The organism is Castellaniella sp., assembly GCF_049651205.1.
Classification (GTDB): domain Bacteria; phylum Pseudomonadota; class Gammaproteobacteria; order Burkholderiales; family Burkholderiaceae_B; genus Castellaniella.
Genome location: NZ_JBASBR010000007.1, coordinates 307,587 through 326,813 on the forward strand (window position 1 = coordinate 307,587; position 19,227 = coordinate 326,813).

Annotated in this window: 21 protein-coding genes; 12 read left to right on the plus strand and 9 right to left on the minus strand. The window is 59.0% G+C overall.

Annotation, left to right across the window (positions count from 1 at the left end; genetic code table 11):
* Positions 1-95: 95 nt before the first annotated feature.
* From WA928_RS05085 to clpS, 5 genes are all read right to left on the minus strand, one after another.
* The gene (locus WA928_RS05085; RefSeq protein WP_424300397.1) at positions 96-752 is read right to left on the minus strand and encodes a PqiC family protein; all 657 of its coding nucleotides are present in this window, start codon (positions 750-752) and stop codon (positions 96-98) included.
* 41 nt (positions 753-793) lie between these two features.
* Entirely contained in the window at positions 794-2,461 is a 1,668-nt protein-coding gene (locus WA928_RS05090) for an intermembrane transport protein PqiB (protein ID WP_424300400.1), read from the minus strand.
* The gene (locus WA928_RS05095; protein ID WP_424300403.1) at positions 2,451-3,701 is read right to left on the minus strand and encodes a paraquat-inducible protein A; all 1,251 of its coding nucleotides are present in this window, start codon (positions 3,699-3,701) and stop codon (positions 2,451-2,453) included. The genes WA928_RS05090 and WA928_RS05095 overlap by 11 nt, the downstream gene beginning before the upstream one ends.
* Positions 3,701-6,019 (minus strand): ATP-dependent Clp protease ATP-binding subunit ClpA, encoded by a 2,319-nt coding sequence (gene clpA / locus WA928_RS05100; RefSeq protein WP_424300406.1) that lies wholly within the window; start codon positions 6,017-6,019, stop codon positions 3,701-3,703. Before clpA ends, WA928_RS05095 begins: the two co-directional genes overlap by 1 nt.
* Positions 6,020-6,125: 106 nt before the next feature.
* On the minus strand, positions 6,126-6,449 hold the full coding sequence (gene clpS / locus WA928_RS05105) for an ATP-dependent Clp protease adapter ClpS (RefSeq protein WP_424300409.1): 324 nt from the start codon (positions 6,447-6,449) through the stop codon (positions 6,126-6,128).
* A gap of 133 nt (positions 6,450-6,582) precedes the next feature.
* Here clpS and WA928_RS05110 point away from each other — a divergent pair, with 133 nt between their 5' ends.
* The gene (locus WA928_RS05110; protein WP_350382543.1) at positions 6,583-6,822 is read left to right on the plus strand and encodes a cold-shock protein; all 240 of its coding nucleotides are present in this window, start codon (positions 6,583-6,585) and stop codon (positions 6,820-6,822) included.
* A gap of 74 nt (positions 6,823-6,896) precedes the next feature.
* On the plus strand, positions 6,897-7,397 hold the full coding sequence (locus WA928_RS05115) for a DUF192 domain-containing protein (protein ID WP_424300412.1): 501 nt from the start codon (positions 6,897-6,899) through the stop codon (positions 7,395-7,397).
* Between the two features lie 18 nt (positions 7,398-7,415).
* On the opposite strand, the gene sodB is transcribed toward WA928_RS05115, so the two are convergent.
* Together sodB and xseA are read right to left on the minus strand one after the other, a co-directional pair.
* Positions 7,416-7,994: a superoxide dismutase [Fe] gene (gene sodB, locus WA928_RS05120; protein WP_424300415.1), complete on the minus strand. Its 579-nt coding sequence runs from the start codon at positions 7,992-7,994 to the stop codon at positions 7,416-7,418.
* A 48-nt stretch (positions 7,995-8,042) separates the two neighbouring features.
* Entirely contained in the window at positions 8,043-9,347 is a 1,305-nt protein-coding gene (gene xseA, locus WA928_RS05125) for an exodeoxyribonuclease VII large subunit (protein ID WP_424300418.1), read from the minus strand.
* 381 nt (positions 9,348-9,728) lie between these two features.
* On the opposite strand from xseA, the gene WA928_RS05130 reads away from it, so the two are divergent.
* The 9 genes from WA928_RS05130 to rpsT all read left to right on the plus strand — a co-directional run bounded on the left by WA928_RS05130 (position 9,729) and on the right by rpsT (position 16,207).
* A complete protein-coding gene (locus tag WA928_RS05130) occupies positions 9,729-10,334 on the plus strand; it encodes a MotA/TolQ/ExbB proton channel family protein (protein ID WP_424301145.1) in 606 nt (201 codons plus the stop codon).
* On the plus strand, positions 10,331-10,747 hold the full coding sequence (locus tag WA928_RS05135) for an ExbD/TolR family protein (RefSeq protein ID WP_424300421.1): 417 nt from the start codon (positions 10,331-10,333) through the stop codon (positions 10,745-10,747). The genes WA928_RS05130 and WA928_RS05135 overlap by 4 nt, the downstream gene beginning before the upstream one ends.
* The gene (lpxK, locus tag WA928_RS05140; protein ID WP_424300424.1) at positions 10,744-11,808 is read left to right on the plus strand and encodes a tetraacyldisaccharide 4'-kinase; all 1,065 of its coding nucleotides are present in this window, start codon (positions 10,744-10,746) and stop codon (positions 11,806-11,808) included. The genes WA928_RS05135 and lpxK overlap by 4 nt, the downstream gene beginning before the upstream one ends.
* Before the next feature lie 38 nt (positions 11,809-11,846).
* Positions 11,847-12,029, plus strand: a complete 183-nt coding sequence (locus tag WA928_RS05145) for a Trm112 family protein (RefSeq protein WP_424300427.1) — start codon at positions 11,847-11,849, stop codon at positions 12,027-12,029.
* Complete coding sequence (gene kdsB, locus WA928_RS05150) at positions 12,026-12,799, plus strand: 3-deoxy-manno-octulosonate cytidylyltransferase (protein ID WP_424300430.1); 774 nt, start codon at positions 12,026-12,028, stop codon at positions 12,797-12,799. The genes WA928_RS05145 and kdsB overlap by 4 nt, the downstream gene beginning before the upstream one ends.
* A 73-nt stretch (positions 12,800-12,872) precedes the next feature.
* Positions 12,873-13,541, plus strand: a complete 669-nt coding sequence (adk, locus tag WA928_RS05155) for an adenylate kinase (protein ID WP_424300433.1) — start codon at positions 12,873-12,875, stop codon at positions 13,539-13,541.
* A gap of 10 nt (positions 13,542-13,551) precedes the next feature.
* Entirely contained in the window at positions 13,552-14,310 is a 759-nt protein-coding gene (locus WA928_RS05160) for a 3-hydroxyacyl-CoA dehydrogenase (RefSeq protein WP_424300436.1), read from the plus strand.
* A gap of 7 nt (positions 14,311-14,317) precedes the next feature.
* On the plus strand, positions 14,318-15,874 hold the full coding sequence (gene murJ / locus WA928_RS05165) for a murein biosynthesis integral membrane protein MurJ (RefSeq protein ID WP_424301148.1): 1,557 nt from the start codon (positions 14,318-14,320) through the stop codon (positions 15,872-15,874).
* Between the two features lie 69 nt (positions 15,875-15,943).
* Positions 15,944-16,207 (plus strand): 30S ribosomal protein S20, encoded by a 264-nt coding sequence (gene rpsT, locus WA928_RS05170; RefSeq protein WP_417251034.1) that lies wholly within the window; start codon positions 15,944-15,946, stop codon positions 16,205-16,207.
* Between the two features lie 142 nt (positions 16,208-16,349).
* Here the strand turns inward: rpsT and argF are convergent, their stop codons facing one another.
* Positions 16,350-17,285 carry an ornithine carbamoyltransferase gene (gene argF / locus WA928_RS05175; RefSeq protein ID WP_424300439.1) on the minus strand — a complete coding sequence of 312 codons (936 nt, stop codon included), beginning with the start codon at positions 17,283-17,285 and terminating at the stop codon, positions 16,350-16,352.
* A gap of 131 nt (positions 17,286-17,416) precedes the next feature.
* Between argF and WA928_RS05180 the strand changes: the two genes are divergently transcribed.
* A complete protein-coding gene (locus tag WA928_RS05180; RefSeq protein ID WP_424300442.1) occupies positions 17,417-17,731 on the plus strand; it encodes a DUF3579 domain-containing protein in 315 nt (104 codons plus the stop codon).
* A gap of 136 nt (positions 17,732-17,867) precedes the next feature.
* Here the strand turns inward: WA928_RS05180 and argG are convergent, their stop codons facing one another.
* A complete protein-coding gene (argG, locus tag WA928_RS05185; RefSeq protein WP_424300445.1) occupies positions 17,868-19,214 on the minus strand; it encodes an argininosuccinate synthase in 1,347 nt (448 codons plus the stop codon).
* Positions 19,215-19,227: the final 13 nt, after the last annotated feature.

A 19,227-nucleotide genomic window follows, 5' to 3' on the forward strand; every position in this document is an offset into this window, starting at 1 on the left:
CATGAATGCCCCGCTCAGGCTGCACGCGGGGCCGATGATCAGTGAGAATATAAGGTTAACCCGATTTCAACCATTATGGATAACCCGAAACCCAATTAGGTACAACCTATATGGTTTACCTGCGTATCATTTGGTAAACCCGCCGCAAGGGCGTCGGCCGGATCCGCCATCAAAGATACCAGCGCGGCAAGGCTACGCTTCTGCGCGTCGACAAGATTGGCCACGCCAATCGGCGCCTTGGATTGCACTGCCGCTTGGCACACCCGGGCAGGTTTCCCAGTCATCCCCTGATCTGTCCAGACAGCGCCCAGATACGCCCCCTGCCCCCAGATAAGATCAAATTGAGTAATGCGTACATCAATGGTGCGAACAGGCATGCTGGTGGCAGCAGGCAGGCGCTGCATATCGACCACGCCCAGGCGGGCAGCAACACCTGCCGCCAGGAGCCGCTGGATCTGCTGATCAAGCGGAGCCGACCAGATCGATTGATTAAGTACATCCACTGCGGGCGCACGAGCGGGATCTCTGACCACAATCTGGATACGATCAACATCGGCCGGGATACTGCGTACTTGCAGCTGCAGCCCATACGCCTGCCCGGATCCTGCCTTGTGCTCCATCCGGCTGGCAGCAAGGGCCAGTGCCGGGGCATCCTGGCCGGCCAGGCTGTAATAATGGCTGGGAGGCGTACTGGCACAAGCCGCCAGCAGCAGCGCCATCCCCCCCCCCGTTGCAAACATCCGTACCCTCATGGGCCCTCCGGTATCAATGGCGCAGTAAAAACACTGGGCCGCTACTGCAGGCGATCGGGCGGGGCGCCCTTCAACAACGCCTCTGGACGAGCCTGCAAGGTATCCGCCAGCAACTGCAAGCCGCGAGCCGCCCCATTCAGTGCCTGCAAGGTATCCTGAACATTGCCCAGCAAAGGCGCACCCGGCCCCAGTACAGTGCTGACGCGATCCAGCGAACGGCGGGCCGATTGCAGTGTCTGGCTGGCCTCAGGAGCCACCTGGGTATCCAGACGTTTCAGCAGGGTGCGCAGGTTGGCAAGACTGCCTTCGAGTTCGCTGCCGATGGATTCAATCGGCAGCTTGTCGAACTTATTGATAATGCTGCCAACCTGGCGCTGCAACTCGGCAAAGTCTCCCGGCACTGTGGGGATCAAATAACCGGACGTATGCTCGGTGTCGCCTGGAATCTCGACCTTGCTGTATTTGGGATCAGAGAAGAAATCCAGCGCTACATACTGTTGCCCGGTAAGCAGGCTGGCCGATCGCAACTGTGCTCGCAAGCCGTGCTTAACCAGTGGATCAATCAAGGCATCACCCTGGGCCCCATGCGCCGCCTGTACCAGCTCGCGATAGGCGCGGTCGAACCGATGCGGATACAGCACAGCCCGGACCCTGGAATAGAACCGTTTGCGCTTAGGATCCAGTTCGAGATCGATGTCCACCACTTTGCCAATCGCCAGCCCGTGGTAATCGACCTCGGCGCCCACCTTCAGGCCGCGAACAGAACCCATGAACCGTAATTCAACATCCAGGGGTTCTCCATCCGGATCAGCCAATGCGTCTTCCCGGGAATCAAACAGGGTAAACGTTGCCCCTTCGGTCGCTGGAGTTGTATCGATTTTTCCTTCATACGCGCTGGATTCATCGGCTTGGGCAAACGTCACTCCGCCGTTCAGGATGGCCGACAAGCCGCTGGTGCGCACTTGCACACCATCAGGCGAAAGAGACATATCCACACCACTGTCATTCCAGAACCGCGTGTCTGGCGTGACGTAGCGATCGTAGGGTGCTTGGACAAAGATCTGCAGATTCACCTCGCGCCCGTCCTTGGACATCGAATACCCGACCACCCGGCCGACTTCGATACGACGGTAATACACCCGCGAGCCCACGCTCAGGGAGTCGAGCGAATGGGCGTTTAACTGAAAACGGGTCCCCACCTGGCCACTCAGCACTTCGGGCGGATTGACCAGCCCCTTGAAGCTTGTCACAGAATCTCCCTCAGGCTCTGTGATGGGCGCATCCACACTGAGATATACGCCCGACAGCAGGGTATCAAGCCCCGAGACCCCGGCCAGACTGACACGCGGGCGCACAATCCAGAACTTAGCGTCCTTTTGAGTGATATAGGGCGCACCATCACGCACCAACTGGACATCCACCAGCACGTGTTCACGATCGGAAGCCACCCGGACGGACTTGACCTCACCCACCACCACATCGCGATAACGCAGTTTGGTTTGCCCGGCCTCGATCCCTGCGGCGGAGGGAAAGCTGATGGTGATCACCGGCCCCGTGCGCACCCATACCGACGCCAGCAGCGAGACACCCACCAGCAATGCCAGCAAAGGCACCAACCAGACCCACGACCAATGTAACGCCCGCCCGGCACGAATCACCGGAGTGGCGTTCTGATCATCCGCCGTACTATTTTCTTGCTCAATGCTCATGGTGCCCCCTAGAGGCTGCTGTTATACGCAGCAAGTCCCAACCCAGCCGGGGATCATAACGCATGGCCGCACACATGGTCAGAACCACCACCGCGCCAAAGTTAAGCGCCGCGGGCCCAATGCTGATTTGTGAAAGGCCGGGGAAATTGGCCATGGCTGCCATCAGCACCACCACAAACACATCCAGCATCGACCACTGTCCAATGAACTCGACCACGGCGTACAGCTTGGTGCGCTGCCGTTGAATCTCGGGGCCCAGCGGCTGGCTCCTGAGCAGTAAAAACGAAAGTGCCAGCAGTTTGGAGACCGGCACCAGCACGCTGGCCACAAACACGATAATGGCGAGATCCCAGGAGCCCAGGCGCCAGAGTTCGATGACACCCCCCAAAATGGTGTGATTGCTACTGCCGATCAAGGTTTGCACGCGCATCACTGGCAGGGCATTGGCAGGAATATAAAAGATCGCAGCCGCCAATATCAGCGACCAGACCTCTGCTGGACTTCCACGGCGCATGGGCAGCACCTTGGCATCGCAACGCAGACAATGGCCATCAGCTGGCACAGCCTGTACACAACCACAGGTTTCGCAGGAAATTGCTCGACCAGACGCCCCCGAGCGCGCAACCATCCCGGCATCTTCTGCCGCCCGCCAAAGGGCTTTGGCATTCCATCGCCCCAAGCCAGACAGCAGGAAGCTGAGCGCCAAAAATCCCAACAAACCCGGTTGAACCTGTAATTGGGCCATCCCGGCCACCTTGACGATGGCAACCAGAATGGCCAACACCAGCACAGAAGCCATGGACCACGGCGCGAGATGATCTAGCCAGCGCAAGATACGCCCAAAATCCGGCGGCAAACGACGTCTTGTGACCGCCTGCATGATCCAGAGCGTCAGGGTGATTTGCAGCAGGGGCATCCAGAAGCCGGCCATACCTGTCAGGACCGACACACCGTAATAACCGCGATCCCAGGCCAGATGCAGCGCACCCCAAAAGGTTAGGCTGACGTCAAGACCTTGTACGGTGAGGTGCGCAATGGGAAAGCCCTGGGCAATGGCAAAAACAATCAGGGTCGCCCACGCCAGCGCCTGCCAGGCAGGGAGATCAAGGTAGCCGCGCCGATACAGCACCGTGCCACAGCACCGGCACAAGGCCTGACCGCGGGCAGCTAGCGGCAGGCGCTGATGTACCGTATCACAATGTGGACAGGCAATCAGCGCCGGCACGTCTTCAGGAAGCATCAATCCACAAGCTCAGGCTCTGGGTGCGATGGTGAGGGCACCGAACCGGAACTCGGCGGATCGTCGGGAAAATCCAGCACCACTTGCGACTGGCTATCGACGTCCACCAGCACCTTGCCGCCATGCACCAAGCGCCCAAAGAGCAGCTCGTCGGCCAAGGCACGACGGATCGTATCCTGGATGAGCCGCTGCATGGGACGCGCGCCCATGGAGGGATCGAATCCCTCTTGGGCCAGGTGCTCGCGCAGGGCTTGCGTAAAGACGACCTCGACGTGTTTTTCGTGGAGCTGGTCTTCGAGCTGCATGAGAAATTTGTCGACCACGCGCAAGATGATGTCTCGGGGCAGTGCCGCAAAACCAATGATGGCATCCAGCCGGTTACGAAACTCGGGCGTGAACTGCCGTTTGATTTCGGACATTTCGTCGCCCGTGCGCGCTGGCGCTGCAAACCCGATGGTATTGCGATTGAGCGTATCCGCCCCTGCGTTGGTGGTCATCACCAAAATGACATTGCGGAAGTCGCTCTTGCGCCCGTTGTTATCCGTGAGCGTGCCATGATCCATCACCTGCAGCAAGATGTTGTAGACATCCGGATGGGCTTTTTCGATCTCGTCGAGCAGCAGCACACAGTGGGGCTGCTTGGTAACAGCCTCGGTAAGCAAACCGCCCTGGTCAAAGCCCACATAGCCAGGTGGCGCCCCGATCAGGCGCGACACGGTGTGGCGCTCCATGTACTCGGACATATCGAAGCGCAGGAGCTCGATCCCCAGGACAAAGGCCAGTTGGCGGGCGACTTCGGTTTTGCCTACGCCAGTGGGGCCAGAGAACAGGAAACAGCCAATGGGCTTGTCTGGCCGTCCTAAGCCCGAGCGTGCCATCTTGATGGAGGCAGCCAAGGCGGCAATGGCCTGATCCTGGCCAAACACAACGGATTTGAGGTCGCGTTCTAGTGTGGCCAACTTGTTGCGATCGTCATTGGACACATTTTGCGGCGGAATCCGGGCTATACGCGCCACGGTGGCCTGAATATCTCCGCGCCCGATGACTTTCTTTTGCCGCGACTTGGGCAACAGCCGCTGGGCGGCGCCAGCCTCATCAATGACGTCGATGGCCTTATCGGGCAAAAAGCGATCGCTGATATGGCGGGCAGCAAGTTCGGCCGCAGCCGTGATGGCAGCTGCCGAGTAGCGCACCTGATGATGCGCCTCGAAGCGTGACTTCAGGCCCCGCAGGATGCGAATGGTTTGTTCAACGGAGGGCTCGGGCACGTCAATTTTTTGAAAACGGCGAGCCAGTGCGTGATCTTTTTCGAAGATACCCCGGTATTCGGTGTACGTGGTGGCACCGATGCATTTGAGCTGACCCGATGACAAGGCCGGCTTTAACAGGTTGGACGCATCCAGGGTGCCACCCGAGGCCGAGCCCGCACCAATCAGGGTGTGGATCTCGTCGATGAACAGCACCGCACGAGAGTTATCTTTGAGCGCCTTGAGCACCAGCTTGAGGCGTTGCTCGAAATCACCCCGATATTTGGTGCCTGCCAAAAGCGCGCCCATATCCAGCGCATACACCTGGGTTTCATTGAGTACCTCGGGCACATCACCTTGAGTGATACGCCAGGCCAGACCCTCGGCGATGGCTGTTTTGCCCACACCGGCCTCGCCCACCAACAAGGGGTTGTTTTTACGCCGGCGGCACAGCACCTGAATGACACGCTCAACTTCATCTTCGCGGCCAATCAGGGGATCGATGTGACCTTTAAGGGCCTCGGCGTTGAGATCGGTGGCATAGGTTTCGAGTGGCGACTTCTGCTGCTCGGTTTTAGGATCTGCTGCGGGAGGCTCCGCACGCATCCCGTCGGGGGATGCAGCATCGTCTTGCGCCTTGGTAATGCCATGAGACAGGAAATTGACGACATCCAGCCGTGACACACCCTGCTGCACCAGGAAATACACCGCGTGGGAGTCTTTCTCGCCGTACATGGCCACCAATACATTGGCGCCAGTAACCGCCGTTTTATTGGAACCATTGGACGACACATGCATGATGGCGCGTTGAATCACGCGCTGAAAACCCAGAGTGGGCTGCGTGTCGACTTCACCCTCGCCCGGAAAAACGGGGGTGTTTTCGATGATGAACTTACGCAGATCCTGGCGCAGGAGTTCGATGTCGGCTGCGCAGGCGCGCAGCACCTCGGCGGCCGATGCATTGTCCAGGAGGGACAGTAGCAGGTGTTCGACCGTGATGAATTCGTGTCGGGCCGCGCGGGCTTCGACAAATGCCATATGCAGGCTGACTTCAAGTTCTTCGGAAATCACGCTTCCTCCATTGATTCGGAGCGGACCAAGCCATCCGTTAGGTCTATTCTATGACTAAAACCCGCTGCTGTTCTGGCCGGCAGTGTTGGGAGAGTCCCTAACATGCTTAAAACAGGGGTACTGGTTCCATCAGGCACTGCAAGGGATGTTGGTTATCGTGGGCCAGCCGCAACACGGTTTCAACCCGGGTGGCAGCGATGTCCCGAGTGTATATCCCGCACACCGCCCGGCCCTGATGATGAACCTGCAGCATGATCTGTTCTGCCTGCTGTTCAGTCTTATGAAACACATGACGCAGCACAAACACCACGAATTCCATAGGCGTGTAATCGTCGTTGAGCAACACCACCTGATACATCGGAGGTGGGGCCAGCCGGACGGGCAATACCTGCCCGGCAGTTTCATGCTGATGTTGAGTTATGGTTGGCATGCAGACCAAAACCTAGTGGTTTCCATAGTTGACTGAAGGCAGTGGAATTCAGCATGATCGTCGTGTCCCGCAGGTTGGCGCCATTGTTGTGCTTGGCTGGGGCCGCTTAAACCCACTCATAGAGGCAGTTTGCATGTCGGAATCCATCGAAAATACCGGAGAATCACAAAAATTAACCGGCACCGTAAAATGGTTTAATGATGCCAAAGGCTTTGGCTTCATTACCCCGGATAATGGGGGCGAAGACCTTTTTGCTCATTTTTCATCGATCCAGATGAACGGTTTCAAGACCCTTAAAGAAGGTCAAAAGGTCGCTTTCGAGATCGCGCAGGGCCCGAAAGGCAAACAAGCCCTGAACATTACCGCCGCCTGATCCTCCGGGATACTTCCCTGGCATTTTACCGCGATGCAGGGCCTTCATAAGGCCCTGCTTTTTGCATTGGACCGATGTCCGCATATCCAAAGAACCACTACCCACGTGCCCGTGGCCGGCTGGTAGTTGCCGCGATGCTGGCAATTGGCTGTCTGGCCTGCCGCCCGGCAGCCGCGCAAGACCTCCTGCCCACCGTTGCGCTACAGATCGGCCCGCACGCACTGACAGCCGAACTGGCCGATACGCCCGATCGCCTGCGCGAAGGCCTGATGCACCGCACAAAGCTGGCCAAGGACGCCGGGATGCTGTTTATGCTAGGCGCTGCCAACCACTACTGCTTCTGGATGAAAAACACACTGATCCCGTTATCCATCGCATTTATTGATGAGACAGGGACAATTGTGTCAATTCAGGAGATGCAGGCCGGGTCGCTGGATCTACATTGCACGCAGGAACCAGCAACAGCAGCACTGGAAATGAGCCAGGGCTGGTTTGAGCAAGCGGGAATACGCAAGGGCAACCGGGTGCAGGGCATCCCTGCAACACCGGTTTTGCAAGATCGCAATGAGCCCTAGCGCTTAAGAAAAGGCTGATCAGCCCAGGTTCTTAGCCGCGAAATCCCAGTTGACGAGATCCCAGAAATGCTCGAGGTACGTGGGGCGCGCATTGCGGTAGTCGATGTAATACGCGTGCTCCCAGACGTCACAGGTCAGCAGCGCCTTGTCGGCGGTATTGACAACAGTGGCTGCATTGCTGGTGTTCACGATATCCAGCGTGCCATCGGCCTTTTTCACCAGCCATGTCCAGCCTGAACCAAAATTACCGGCGGCCGACTTTGAAAAGGCATCTTTGAAGGCATCTACGCTGCCCCATTTGGCTTCGAGCGCCTGACGCAGTGCACCACTGGGTTGACCACCACCATTGGGTGAGAGGGAGTTCCAGTAGAAGGTGTGGTTCCAGACCTGAGCAGCGTTGTTAAACACACCACCGGTTGCCTTGCCAATGATTTCTTCGAGGCTAAGGGACGCAAGCTCGGTGCCCTCGACTGCCTTGTTGAGATTATTGACATAGCCCTGATGGTGCTTGCCGTAGTGGTATTCGAGTGTTTCTTTGGAGATATGAGGTGCCAGTGCATCGAGAGCATAGGGCAGCGGCGGAAGCGTAAAAGCCATGACTTTTCCTTCTAAAAACGTGACACGAACCAAAAGGGGGTCGTAAGCCTACAGCAGCGCATCTGTTCGGGTAACAGTGGCCTGGGCATGCCCTTGGCCAAACTCGATGTCGATGCGTTCTTGAACTTTTAAGTCTAACGCATTTTTGATGATCTTCCCGTCCTCTCCGTGGACGATGGCATAGCCTCGCGTGAGCACCGCACGGGGATTGAGAGCATCCAGCGTCCCTTGCGCCAGGGCCAGCCGGCGGCTTTGTCGCTGCAGCAGCCGGTCGACGGCGTGCTGCGACTGCTGCACTGCCCAGCGCAGACGCTGCACACCCTGCTCCAGGCGCTGCTGCACTGGTGGCCGCAGCGCGGTGCAGGCAGCGTCAAGCCGCTGGCGATCCATGCGCAGCCTTTGTGCCGGCGACACCAACTGCGCGGCAGCACGATCCAGACGCAAGGCACAATAATCCAGCCGCCGGCGCTGCGCCCGCGATGTTTCGCGGATGGCCACTTGCCACTGCGACGTCAGCGCATCACGGCTTTCGCAGCAGAGCTCAGCCGCGGCAGTTGGCGTGGGCGCACGAAGATCCGCCACAAAATCTGCAATGGTGAAATCTGTCTCGTGGCCCACGCCACTGATGACCGGCATCGGGCTGGCCGCAATGCGTCGCGCAAGCGCTTCATCGTTAAAGCACCAAAGATCTTCAAGACTGCCGCCCCCACGCACCACCAGCAGCACGTCCACTTCGGCACGCTCGTGAGCCTGATCCAGCGCCTGACACAATTGCTTCGCCGCATCCCGCCCCTGCACAGGCGAAGGGTAGACAATTACGCGGACATGTGGCGCACGCCGGGCCATCACTGATAGAACATCCTGCAGGGCTGCCGCAGCCAGCGAGGTGACAACCCCGACCGTACGCGGCAGGCGTGGCCAGTTGCGGCGGCGAGCAGGATCAATCAGGCCTTCTTGGGTGAGCTGTTCTTTAAGGCGCAAAAATGCCTCGTGCAGCCCGCCACGGCCCGCCTGACGCATAGACTCCACCTGCACCTGGTAATCGCCACGAGGCTCGTATAGAGACACCTGCACGCGAAACTCGTAGCGTCCGCCCACTTCGGGGACAAACCCGACGGCCTGAGCCCGCCCACGAAACATGACGGCTCTTACGGCAGCGGATTCATCCTTGATGGAAAAATACCAATGACCCGAAGCCGCCCGCGTGAAATTGGAGATTTCTCCAGCCACCCAAAGGCGGGGAATGCCCGCCTCAAGCAGCCTGGCCACCTGATGGTTAAGCTGGGCAACGCTGAGTACAGTCTCGTCGTCTGGAAGGCCCATATTATTGGGCACTGTGCCTGCAAAATGCATGAAAACCTATCCACAGAAATCTATTTCTTGTCAAACAGGCCTGTTTTTGGGCCTGACCAGAACTCTCATGAGATGAACTATGAAGAAATTACCTTAAGTATTTGATTTATATAGATCGATAGTCTTTATGACCAGTGTGCAAAAATTAGCCAATCGACCTCTGGCTGGCTTGAATCATGCGCTTGCGCAATCTTATGCACAGAATTATCCACAGAATCTGTGGATACCCGCTAGAAAGCCTTATGGTCTGGGCATCTGGCTTTTTTTTAACAGCATTTCTGCGGCTTGGCACCCGTGTCTGACACCAACCACGCACACGCACGCGCCACCAAGGATAGAATAAAGAATTGCCGCGCAGCGGTATCCAACAAAGGACGACTCTTGCTGGACATTATCCATTCCGCCGGTTGGCCCATCTGGCTACTGGTGGCCACTTCGGTCATTACGCTGGCCATCATCATAGAACGATTTTTCGCCCTGCGCGCCAGCCAGGTAATGCCGTCCGGCTTACCCGAACAAGTCCTCGAACTCATGCGCAGACAGCAGGATGAACCCGATGCAGTCTTGCGCCTGGCCCGCAACAGCCCCATGGGCCGGATCCTCGCCGAAGTAGCGGCCCATCGGCAACAAGAAGACGTCTGGCGTCAAGCCGCCATCGAAGCCGTGGGACGCGACGTCTCCTGGCAGCTGAACCGTTACCTGGCAGGCCTGGCAACGCTGTCGGTTATTGCACCGCTATTGGGGCTGTTTGGCACCGTGGTTGGCATGATCGAGATTTTTGGTGCCTACGACCCCACCGGTGGCAACCCTGCCTTGCTGGCACACGGGATCTCCATTGCGCTGTACAACACCGGTTTTGGCATCCTGATCGCGATCCCTGCACTGGCATTTCATCGCTATTTCCGTTCCCGGGTCGAGTACTTTCTGCACACCATGGAACGCGAGGCAGGCACACTTGACCGCCTCATCCACCGTCGCACCTCATGAATTTCCATCACCACCGCACCACCAACGACGATCCGGACATCAATCTGATTCCCCTGATCGACGTACTGCTGGTCATTCTGATTTTTCTCGCAGCTTCAACCTCGTTTACCACCGTGCGCGAGTTACCTGTGGTGCTACCCCAGGCGCAGGCGCAGGTGCCTGAAGCCCTGGCAACGATGGAACTGGTCATCAGCCGTGACGGCCAGTATGCTCTGGATGGGCAGCGGCTGGATACGCCGGATGACGCCACTCTGGCCAGCGCGTTGCAGCAGGCCGCACACGCGCGCCCCCAGGCAGTCCTGCGCATCAACGCCGATGGGCAAGCCACCCATGCAGCCGTCGTTCGGGCGCTTGAAGCCGCCCGCCTCGCCCATATCCCGCGTGTCTCTTTCCTAACCGAAGGCCAGCGATGAAAGCCGGGCTGCGCCGCCGACTTGAAGACAGCCTGCAAACTATCTGGCGTACCCGCGGCCTGATCAGCACCCTGCTGTTGCCCATGTCGTGCCTATATGGCGTAATCGCCGGCCGCCGCCAAGCCAAACAAAAACAACAGGCCTGGCAAGCACCCGTGCCGGTGATCGTCGTCGGCAATATTCTGGTCGGTGGCACAGGCAAAACACCGGTCACCGAAGCCATCTGCCAATTTTTACGCAGCCATGGATGGCACCCGGGCATCATCAGCAGAGGTTATGGTGTACAGGTCACCACCCAGGCCCACCTGAGCGACCACCGCACAGACAGCAGCTACTTGGGCGACGAACCCGCTTTGCTGCACGCCACCACCAAAGCTCCGGTGGCCGTGCATCCCCGGCGCGTGCTGGCCGCACAGGCGCTGCTCAAGGCCCACCCCGAGATCGACGTATTGGTGGCCGACGACGGCTTGCAGCATCACTGGCTGGCGCGGCAAATTGAGATCATCGTGCAAGATACCCGCGGCACAGGCAACGGGCGCCTGCTCCCCGCCGGCCCTCTGCGCGAGCCCGCAGCACGCCTGCAGCACGCCGACTGGCTGATTACACAAGGGACGGCCGACGACAGCCGGCACACTCAGGCACCCGGGCAAATTTCAGTGTACTTGCAGCCAGACACCATCGAGCATCTGGCCAGTGGCCAGCGGCAAGCCTGGACCTCGTGGTGTGCGGCTCACGGACAGCAACTGTGCAGTGCCGCAGCGGGCATTGGCCGGCCCCAGCGTTTTTTTGACATGCTGCACCATGCGGGCCTGGCACTTGCCCAAACACTGGCCAGCCCTGATCACCAGGCGCCCTCGGCTCAGGCCCTGCAAGGCCTGCCCGCCGGGCCGATACTGATTACTGCCAAGGATGCCGTCAAATACACGCCACCCCACGACCCCCGCCTTTGGGTGGTTCATCCCAAAGCGGTATTTTCCAACCCGCTGTGGCTGGATGCGCTAGAAGCGAGGCTGCGCGAGCAAGCGCACAGTTTGCCGCACAACGTTGCCAACAGGCATTAAACTGTTCTCTTTTGTCATCCCCACCCGACGTTCGCCCCATGGAAAATCGTTTGCTGCAGATTCTTGTTTGCCCGGTCTGCAAAGGCACCTTGCGCCACGACCGCGAGCAACAAGAGCTTATCTGTCAGGCTGATCGCCTGGCCTTCCCCATCCGCGATGGGGTGCCTGTGATGTTGCCCGAAGAGGCCCGGCCTCTGAACCCCACTCCGGCACAACCATGAGCTTCCTGGTTGTCGTCCCGGCACGGGCAGGTTCTACTCGCCTATTGGGCAAGCCCTTGCTGGATATTGCCGGCTTGCCCATGGTGGTACGCACTGCGCAGCAGGCTGCCAAATCCAGCGCCAGCCGCGTGCTGATTGCCACCGATCACCTCGATATCCAGCGCGCAGCCCAGGCACACGGGATCGAATCCCTCATGACGCGTACCGACCACGCCACAGGCACCGACCGCCTGTCCGAAGTCGTGCAGCAGCTGGGGCTGGCAGATGATGCCGTGGTGGTTAACGTACAGGGCGATGAGCCCCTGATCGATCCCGCGCTCATCGATGCGGTGGCTGCCTTGCTGCAGCAAAGCCCCGAGGCCGCCATCGCCACCTGCGCCGCCCCTATCCAGGACGCCGCCACCCTGTTTGATCCCAATGCAGTAAAAGTAGTGTGCGATAGCCGCTTTCGGGCCCTGTATTTCTCGCGTGCCCCTATCCCCTGGGCGCGCGATGCACTGGCCGACGGCAAGCAGCGGGTAGCCCCTGGCCTGCCCGCCTGGCACCACATCGGCCTGTATGCCTATCGTGCAAGCTTTCTGCAAGAGTTTCCACAACTGCCCCCGGGCCAGCTCGAGCGCATCGAGTCTCTCGAGCAACTGCGGGCACTTGAACAGGGCTACCCCATTTTTGTGCATCCTACCCAGGCGCTACCCGCGCGCGGCGTAGATACCGAAGAAGACCTCGCCCGCGTGCGAGCCTGGTTTGTCCAAGAAGACAGCCAGCACTGAAGGACCCATCCTGCAACAAATGATGCGTTGCGGCATAATCGGAAAAATTTAAAAGATACTTACGGAGGAAATTATGCGCTTGATTCTGCTGGGCCCCCCCGGGGCGGGCAAAGGCACCCAGGCCGCGTTCATCACTGAAGCTTTTGGGATTCCACAAATCTCAACAGGCGACATGCTGCGAGCGGCCGTCAAGGCGCAGACCCCCTTAGGTCTGGAAGCCAAAAAAATCATGGATCAAGGCGGCTTGGTGTCCGATGACATCATCATCGGGCTGGTGCATGATCGCCTGGCGCAGCCGGATTGCCGCGATGGCTATCTGTTTGATGGCTTCCCGCGCACGATTCCGCAGGCAGATGCACTGAAAGATGCCAAAATTCACCTGGATTACGTCATCGAAATCAGCGTCCCCGAAGAAAACATCATCGAGCGCATGAGCGGTCGACGGGTGCACGTGGCCAGCGGCCGCACCTATCACGTCAAGTTCAACCCGCCCCAACAAGAGGGGCTGGACGACGAAACCCAAGAACCCCTGATCCAACGGGATGACGACCGCGAAGAAACCGTCCGTCACCGGCTGGCGGTTTATCGCGAGCAAACCCGGCCCTTGGTGGATTACTACTCGCAATGGGCCAGCACAGGCGATTCCATGGCACCCCAATATGCCAAGATTTCCGGCGTCGGCTCGGTGGACGAAATCCGCCAGCGGATTCTGGACATCTTGCGCGCACATACCGCTGCCTGAGGCCAAGTCGATGGATATTCGTGATCAGGTCTTCATCGTTACGGGCGGGGCCTCCGGCCTGGGGGCTGGCACCGCACGGGCACTGGTGGCTCAAGGCGCGCAGGTTGTGTTGGCCGATGTCCAGGACGAAGCCGGCCAGGCACTGGCTGCCGAACTTCACCAAACCTACGTACATTGCGACGTCACCCTCGAGGCCGACGGCCAGGCCGTGATTGACCAGGCCACGTCACAAGGCACATTGCGCGGCCTCATCAATTGCGCGGGTATTGCTCCTGCGGCCCGTATCGTCAGCAAAAACGGCCCACACGATCTGGCCCTGTTTCGCCGGGTCATCGACATCAATCTGGTGGGTTCGTTCAATATGGCGCGCCTGGCCGCTTCAGCCATGGGCGCCAACACACCGCAGGCCACCGGCGAGCGGGGGATCATCATCAATACCGCCTCGGTCGCTGCCTACGACGGCCAGATCGGACAAAGTGCCTACGCAGCATCCAAAGCCGGCATTGTTGGCATGACACTGGCCATCGCTCGAGATCTCTCCCGCGTGGGGATCCGGTGCATGACCATCGCGCCTGGCATTTTTGGCACGCCCATGCTGTTTGGCATGCCCCAAGAAGTACAAGACTCCCTGGCGGCCAGCGTGCCCTTCCCGTCCCGTTTGGGCAGGCCCGAAGACTACGCCAAACTGGTGCTCAGCATCCTCGATAACGACATGCTCAACGGCGAAACCATCCGGCTGGATGGGGCTATCCGCATGGCACCCAAGTAAGCAAGCCATGGGCTTGCTGCGCTCGGCCGCTACCATTAGCGGCCTTACTTTGTTTTCACGCATCACCGGCATGCTGCGCGATGTCCTCATCGCCACCATGTTTGGGGCGGGCCCCCTGACAGACGCATTTTGGGTCGCGTTTCGCATCCCCAATCTGTTGCGCCGCTTATTTGCCGAAGGCGCGTTCTCACAGGCTTTTGTGCCGATTCTGGGCGAGATACGCCAACGAGGCGACCACGACACATTGCGCCGCCTGCTTGATCGCGTTGCACTCTTGTTGTTTGTCACATTGTGCGGCGTCACCATCGCAGGGATCCTCGGTGCCAGCTGGGTGGTTACCGCCATGGCCAGCGGCATGCGCACCGCCAGCCGGGCCACCGAGTTTCATGAGGCCATCTGGATGACGCGGCTGATGTTTCCCTACATCATCTGCATGTCGTTGGTGGCGTTTGCCTCAGGCGTGCTCAATACTTTCAGCCGCTTTGCCATCCCCGCGTTTACACCCGTCCTGCTCAACCTCTCGATGATTGGCGCCAGTGTCCTGCTCAGTCACCAGATGGCCCAACCCATCCACGCCCTGGCGGTGGGCGTGTTGGTGGGGGGGTTCCTGCAGTTGGCAGTGCAATGGGTGGCGTTGGGGCGCCTTGGTCTACTGCCCCGTTACGGTGATGGCATCAGGGCGGCCTGGCAAGACCCCACTGTACGACGCATCATGCGCCAGATGCTGCCCGCCACCCTTGGGGTATCAGTGGCCCAGCTGTCCTTGCTGATCAATACCAATATCGCCACCTGGCTGGCCCCCGGCAGTGTCACCTGGCTGTCCTTTGCCGACCGCCTGATGGAGTTTCCCACCGCCTTGCTGGGCGTTGCCCTGGGTACGGTACTTCTGCCCAGTTTGTCCGCCGCCCATGCCGACAACAACCAACACGCCTACAACGCTCTGCTGGATTGGGGCCTACGCCTGGTACTGCTGCTGGGGCTGCCCGCCGCCCTGGGCATGGCACTGCTATCTGATGGCCTGGTGGCCACGCTGTTTAACTATGGGGCTTTCTCAGCCACGGATGTGGCCCAAACCCGCTTGGCCGTTACCGCCTACGCCGCAGGCCTGCTGGGCCTTCTGGCCATCAAGATCCTGGCGCCCGGCTTTTACGCCAAGCAGGATATCCGCACGCCGGTTCGCATCGCCATCGCCGTACTGATATTTACCCAATTGATGAATCTCATCCTGGTGCCTTGGCTGGCACACGCTGGCTTGGCCTTATCCATCGGCCTGGGGGCTAGTGCCAACGCACTGACGCTGGTGGTGCTATTGCGCCGCCGCGGGCTGTACACCCCCCTGCCCGGCTGGACACCGTTTACAGCGCGAATACTGCCGGCGCTGGCCGTCCTGGCCGGGGTGCTGGTATGGGCCAACCAGCAGATCGATTGGATCGCCCTGGGCGCCCATCCGGCCTCACGCGTTGCCTGGCTTGGCGGCGTTTTGGCCCTGGCGATTGGCGCCTACTTCAGCACCTTGTTTTTATTCGGTTTTCGGCCAAGAGACTTTACACGCAGGCGGGCGTAGGATAAACTTACTGTCTTTGCTTTACTGTACAAGCACCCGTTTCCATTTTTGCAAACCAGATAACACCCTATGGCAAATTCTGCACAAGCCCGTAAACGCGCCCGCCAGGCCGTTGCCCATAACAAACACAACGCTAGCATGCGTTCGATGCTGCGCACCGCCATCAAGCGTGTTCGCCAAGCCATCGAAGCCGGCGACCAAACCGCTGCCAACGAAGCCTTTCGCAAAACCAGCAGCGTCATCGACCGCGTTGCCGACAAGCAAATTATTCACAAAAACAAGGCTGCCCGGCATAAAAGCCGTTTGTCAGCTGCCATCAAGGCCCTGGCCTAATCCAGAAACGCAGCTTGTACTGTAAAAAAGGCGCCCCAGGCGCCTTTTTTGTGGCCACAAAAAGCGCCACCATATCTTTTTATAATCTGCACATGACCCCCTGATGTAAGAGGAGATCTTGTGGTCGCTTTGTATGGCCGCCCTACTGACGGCCCAACAGCAAAAACTCCATCAGCGCTTTTTGTACATGCAGACGGTTTTCAGCCTCGTCCCACACCACGCTTTGGGGGCCGTCGATGACCTCGCCCGAGACTTCCTCGCCCCGATGCGCCGGCAGGCAATGCATAAAGATGGCATCCGGCTTGGCGGCAGCCATCATCGGTGCATCCACACACCAGTCGGCAAACGCCAGGCGCCGGGCTTCGTTTTCGGTTTCGTAGCCCATGCTGGTCCAGACATCGGTAGTGACCAAATCTGCGCCCCGGCAGGCCTCGGTGGGGTCGTCAAACTCTTTGAGGATGCTCTCTGGCTGCTGACCTACCCGCAGTGGATCAAGTCGGTAGCCGGCCGGCCCTGACACATGCAGGGTAAAGCCCAGAAGCTCGGCGGCCTGCAACCAGGTGTAGGACATATTATTGGCGTCACCAATCCAGGCCACTGTTTTGCCACGAATGGATCCGCGGTGCTCGACAAAGGTAAGGATGTCAGCGAGGATCTGGCAAGGATGGTATTCGTTGGTCAGGCCATTGATTACCGGCACCCGCGAGTGCGCAGCAAAGCGCTCGATACGCGTTTGCTCGAAGGTGCGGATCATCACCAGATCGACCATGCGGGAAATCACCCGCGCGGTATCCTCGATGGGTTCAGAACGCCCCAGTTGGGAGCCCTCGGTGGTGAGATAGATAACCGAGCCACCCAATTGATACATCCCGGCCTCGAAGGACACCCGGGTGCGTGTGCTGGCTTTCTCGAACACCATCGCCAGGTTGCGGTCGTGCAGCGTGTGGTGAGGCTGATAGCGCTTGAATTTATCTTTAATGAGACGCGCGCGCTCGATGACGTAATGAATCTCGTCTTCAGAAAAATCACGCAACTGCAAAAAATGCCGCAAAGGCCCGGCCGGTAGTGCTGCTGACATGGGAAACCCTGTGCAAAGGGATCATATTACCGTGCGGCAGCACGACGCGCAAAACGCTGATCGGATACAATGCGCGGCGTAGGGGATGTTGCGCACCTGGGAGCCAGGCGTGCCCCGTCTTTGGAATCCACATGAACAACCCTGTCCAGCACTTGATCATCCACGGCAAAACCTTGGATGGCCAACGCTTCCGTCCCAGCGATTGGGCCGAACGCCTGGCCGGCGTCCTGTCTCAGTTTCGCCCGGCCGGCTCAATCCGCAATCCGCTGTCGTACTCGCCCTACGCCATGCCGCGCCAGCTAGAAGGTACCCCCTGTGTCGTCATCGACCACCGGCTGCGTCAGCTAGAGCCGCTGGCCTGGAAGTTTGCCTGTGATTTTGCCGAAAGCAACCATCTGCAAACCACAGATACGGCGGAACCCATCGCCGGCCTGCCCGAAACCTGAGCCCACGGCACACCCTACCGCCTGCGCACAGGCGCCCGCCCCTACCCCTCTGCTTGCGCCGCCAGACGCCCATAAATAAAGGCCAGCAATGCCGGCCTTTATTTGTTTGGTTCACCAGCCCATCGGCCAGCCTGGTTTAGTGCTCTTTGCCTGTATCCTGGCGGATCTGCGGAATATCCGACTGGCTGGTTTTGGCCAGCAAACCCACCTGGGTATATGTAAACAGTTTTGCGCGGGTATCCACGATATCCAGGTTGCGCATGGTCAGCTGCCCAATACGATCCAGAGGCGAGAACATGGACTCACCTTTCTCCATCGTCAGGCGATCCGGGTGATAGGTAAGATTGGCCGACTGCGTATTGAGGATCGTGTAGTCGTTGCCACGGCGCAGCTCAAGGGTGACTTCACCGGTAATGGCTCTGGCTACCCAGCGCTGGGCGGTTTCGCGCAGCATGATGGCCTGGGGATCAAACCAACGGCCCTGATACAGCAAACGCCCCAGACGCAAGCCATTGATGCGGTATTGCTCGATGGTGTCTTCGTTGTGGATGCCGCTTACCAGACGCTCGTAGGCAATGTGCAGCAAGGCCATGCCCGGGGCTTCGTAGATGCCGCGGCTCTTGGCTTCAATAATGCGGTTTTCGATCTGATCGCTCATCCCCAGACCATGACGCCCGCCGATCCGGTTGGCCTCCAGCATGAGCTCGACCGCATCGGTGTACTCGACGCCGTTGAGCGCCACCGGATGCCCTTCATCGAAGCGCACAGTGACTTCTTCGGCCTTTACCTCGACTTCGGGTTTCCAGAAGGCAAGCCCCATGATGGGCTGCACGATACGCATGCCCGAATCCAGGTGTTCAAGATCCTTGGCCTCGTGGGTTGCGCCCAGCATGTTTGAATCGGTGGAATATGCTTTCTCAGCCGACATCTTGTAATCAAAGCCGTTTTCCTGCAGATACTGCGACATCTCGGCGCGCCCGCCAAGCTCGTCGATAAATTGCTGATCAAGCCACGGCTTATAAATCTTGAGCTCGGGGTTAGTGAGCAAACCATAACGATAAAAGCGTTCGATATCGTTGCCCTTGAACGTGCTGCCGTCGCCCCAGATATGCACGTCGTCTTCACGCATGGCCGACACCAGCATGGTGCCAGTAACCGCACGGCCGATCGGCGTGGTATTAAAGTAAGTGACACCACCCGTCGAGATATGAAACGCGCTGCACTGCAAGGCGGCAATGCCTTCAGACACCAGTTGCGCGCGGCAATCCACCAACCGTGCCCCTTTGGCGCCATAGCGCAACGCCTTACGGGGGATCTCATCGTAATCCGGCTCGTCGGGCTGGCCCAGGTTTGCCGTGTAGGCAAACGGGATTGCGCCCTTGTTCTTCATCCACAGCAAGGCAGCGCTGGTATCCAGCCCGCCCGAAAAGGCGATGCCGACCTTCTGCCCGACCGGCAGATTTTCGAGAATGGTTGTGCTCATGGGGATCCGGACA

What these genes read in the sequence shown, in the direction of transcription:
- WA928_RS05085 (WP_424300397.1), bottom strand. Translation starts at nt 752, where the DNA reads ATGAGGGTACGGATGTTTGCAACGGGGGGGGGGATGGCGCTGCTGCTG.
- WA928_RS05090 (WP_424300400.1), bottom strand. Translation starts at nt 2,461, where the DNA reads ATGAGCATTGAGCAAGAAAATAGTACGGCGGATGATCAGAACGCCACT.
- WA928_RS05095 (WP_424300403.1), bottom strand. Translation starts at nt 3,701, where the DNA reads ATGCTTCCTGAAGACGTGCCGGCGCTGATTGCCTGTCCACATTGTGAT.
- clpS (WP_424300409.1), bottom strand. Translation starts at nt 6,449, where the DNA reads ATGCCAACCATAACTCAACATCAGCATGAAACTGCCGGGCAGGTATTG.
- WA928_RS05110 (WP_350382543.1), top strand. Translation starts at nt 6,583, where the DNA reads ATGTCGGAATCCATCGAAAATACCGGAGAATCACAAAAATTAACCGGC.
- WA928_RS05115 (WP_424300412.1), top strand. Translation starts at nt 6,897, where the DNA reads ATGTCCGCATATCCAAAGAACCACTACCCACGTGCCCGTGGCCGGCTG.
- sodB (WP_424300415.1), bottom strand. Translation starts at nt 7,994, where the DNA reads ATGGCTTTTACGCTTCCGCCGCTGCCCTATGCTCTCGATGCACTGGCA.
- xseA (WP_424300418.1), bottom strand. Translation starts at nt 9,347, where the DNA reads ATGCATTTTGCAGGCACAGTGCCCAATAATATGGGCCTTCCAGACGAC.
- WA928_RS05135 (WP_424300421.1), top strand. Translation starts at nt 10,331, where the DNA reads ATGAATTTCCATCACCACCGCACCACCAACGACGATCCGGACATCAAT.
- lpxK (WP_424300424.1), top strand. Translation starts at nt 10,744, where the DNA reads ATGAAAGCCGGGCTGCGCCGCCGACTTGAAGACAGCCTGCAAACTATC.
- WA928_RS05145 (WP_424300427.1), top strand. Translation starts at nt 11,847, where the DNA reads ATGGAAAATCGTTTGCTGCAGATTCTTGTTTGCCCGGTCTGCAAAGGC.
- kdsB (WP_424300430.1), top strand. Translation starts at nt 12,026, where the DNA reads ATGAGCTTCCTGGTTGTCGTCCCGGCACGGGCAGGTTCTACTCGCCTA.
- adk (WP_424300433.1), top strand. Translation starts at nt 12,873, where the DNA reads ATGCGCTTGATTCTGCTGGGCCCCCCCGGGGCGGGCAAAGGCACCCAG.
- WA928_RS05160 (WP_424300436.1), top strand. Translation starts at nt 13,552, where the DNA reads ATGGATATTCGTGATCAGGTCTTCATCGTTACGGGCGGGGCCTCCGGC.
- murJ (WP_424301148.1), top strand. Translation starts at nt 14,318, where the DNA reads ATGGGCTTGCTGCGCTCGGCCGCTACCATTAGCGGCCTTACTTTGTTT.
- rpsT (WP_417251034.1), top strand. Translation starts at nt 15,944, where the DNA reads ATGGCAAATTCTGCACAAGCCCGTAAACGCGCCCGCCAGGCCGTTGCC.
- argF (WP_424300439.1), bottom strand. Translation starts at nt 17,285, where the DNA reads ATGTCAGCAGCACTACCGGCCGGGCCTTTGCGGCATTTTTTGCAGTTG.
- WA928_RS05180 (WP_424300442.1), top strand. Translation starts at nt 17,417, where the DNA reads ATGAACAACCCTGTCCAGCACTTGATCATCCACGGCAAAACCTTGGAT.
- argG (WP_424300445.1), bottom strand. Translation starts at nt 19,214, where the DNA reads ATGAGCACAACCATTCTCGAAAATCTGCCGGTCGGGCAGAAGGTCGGC.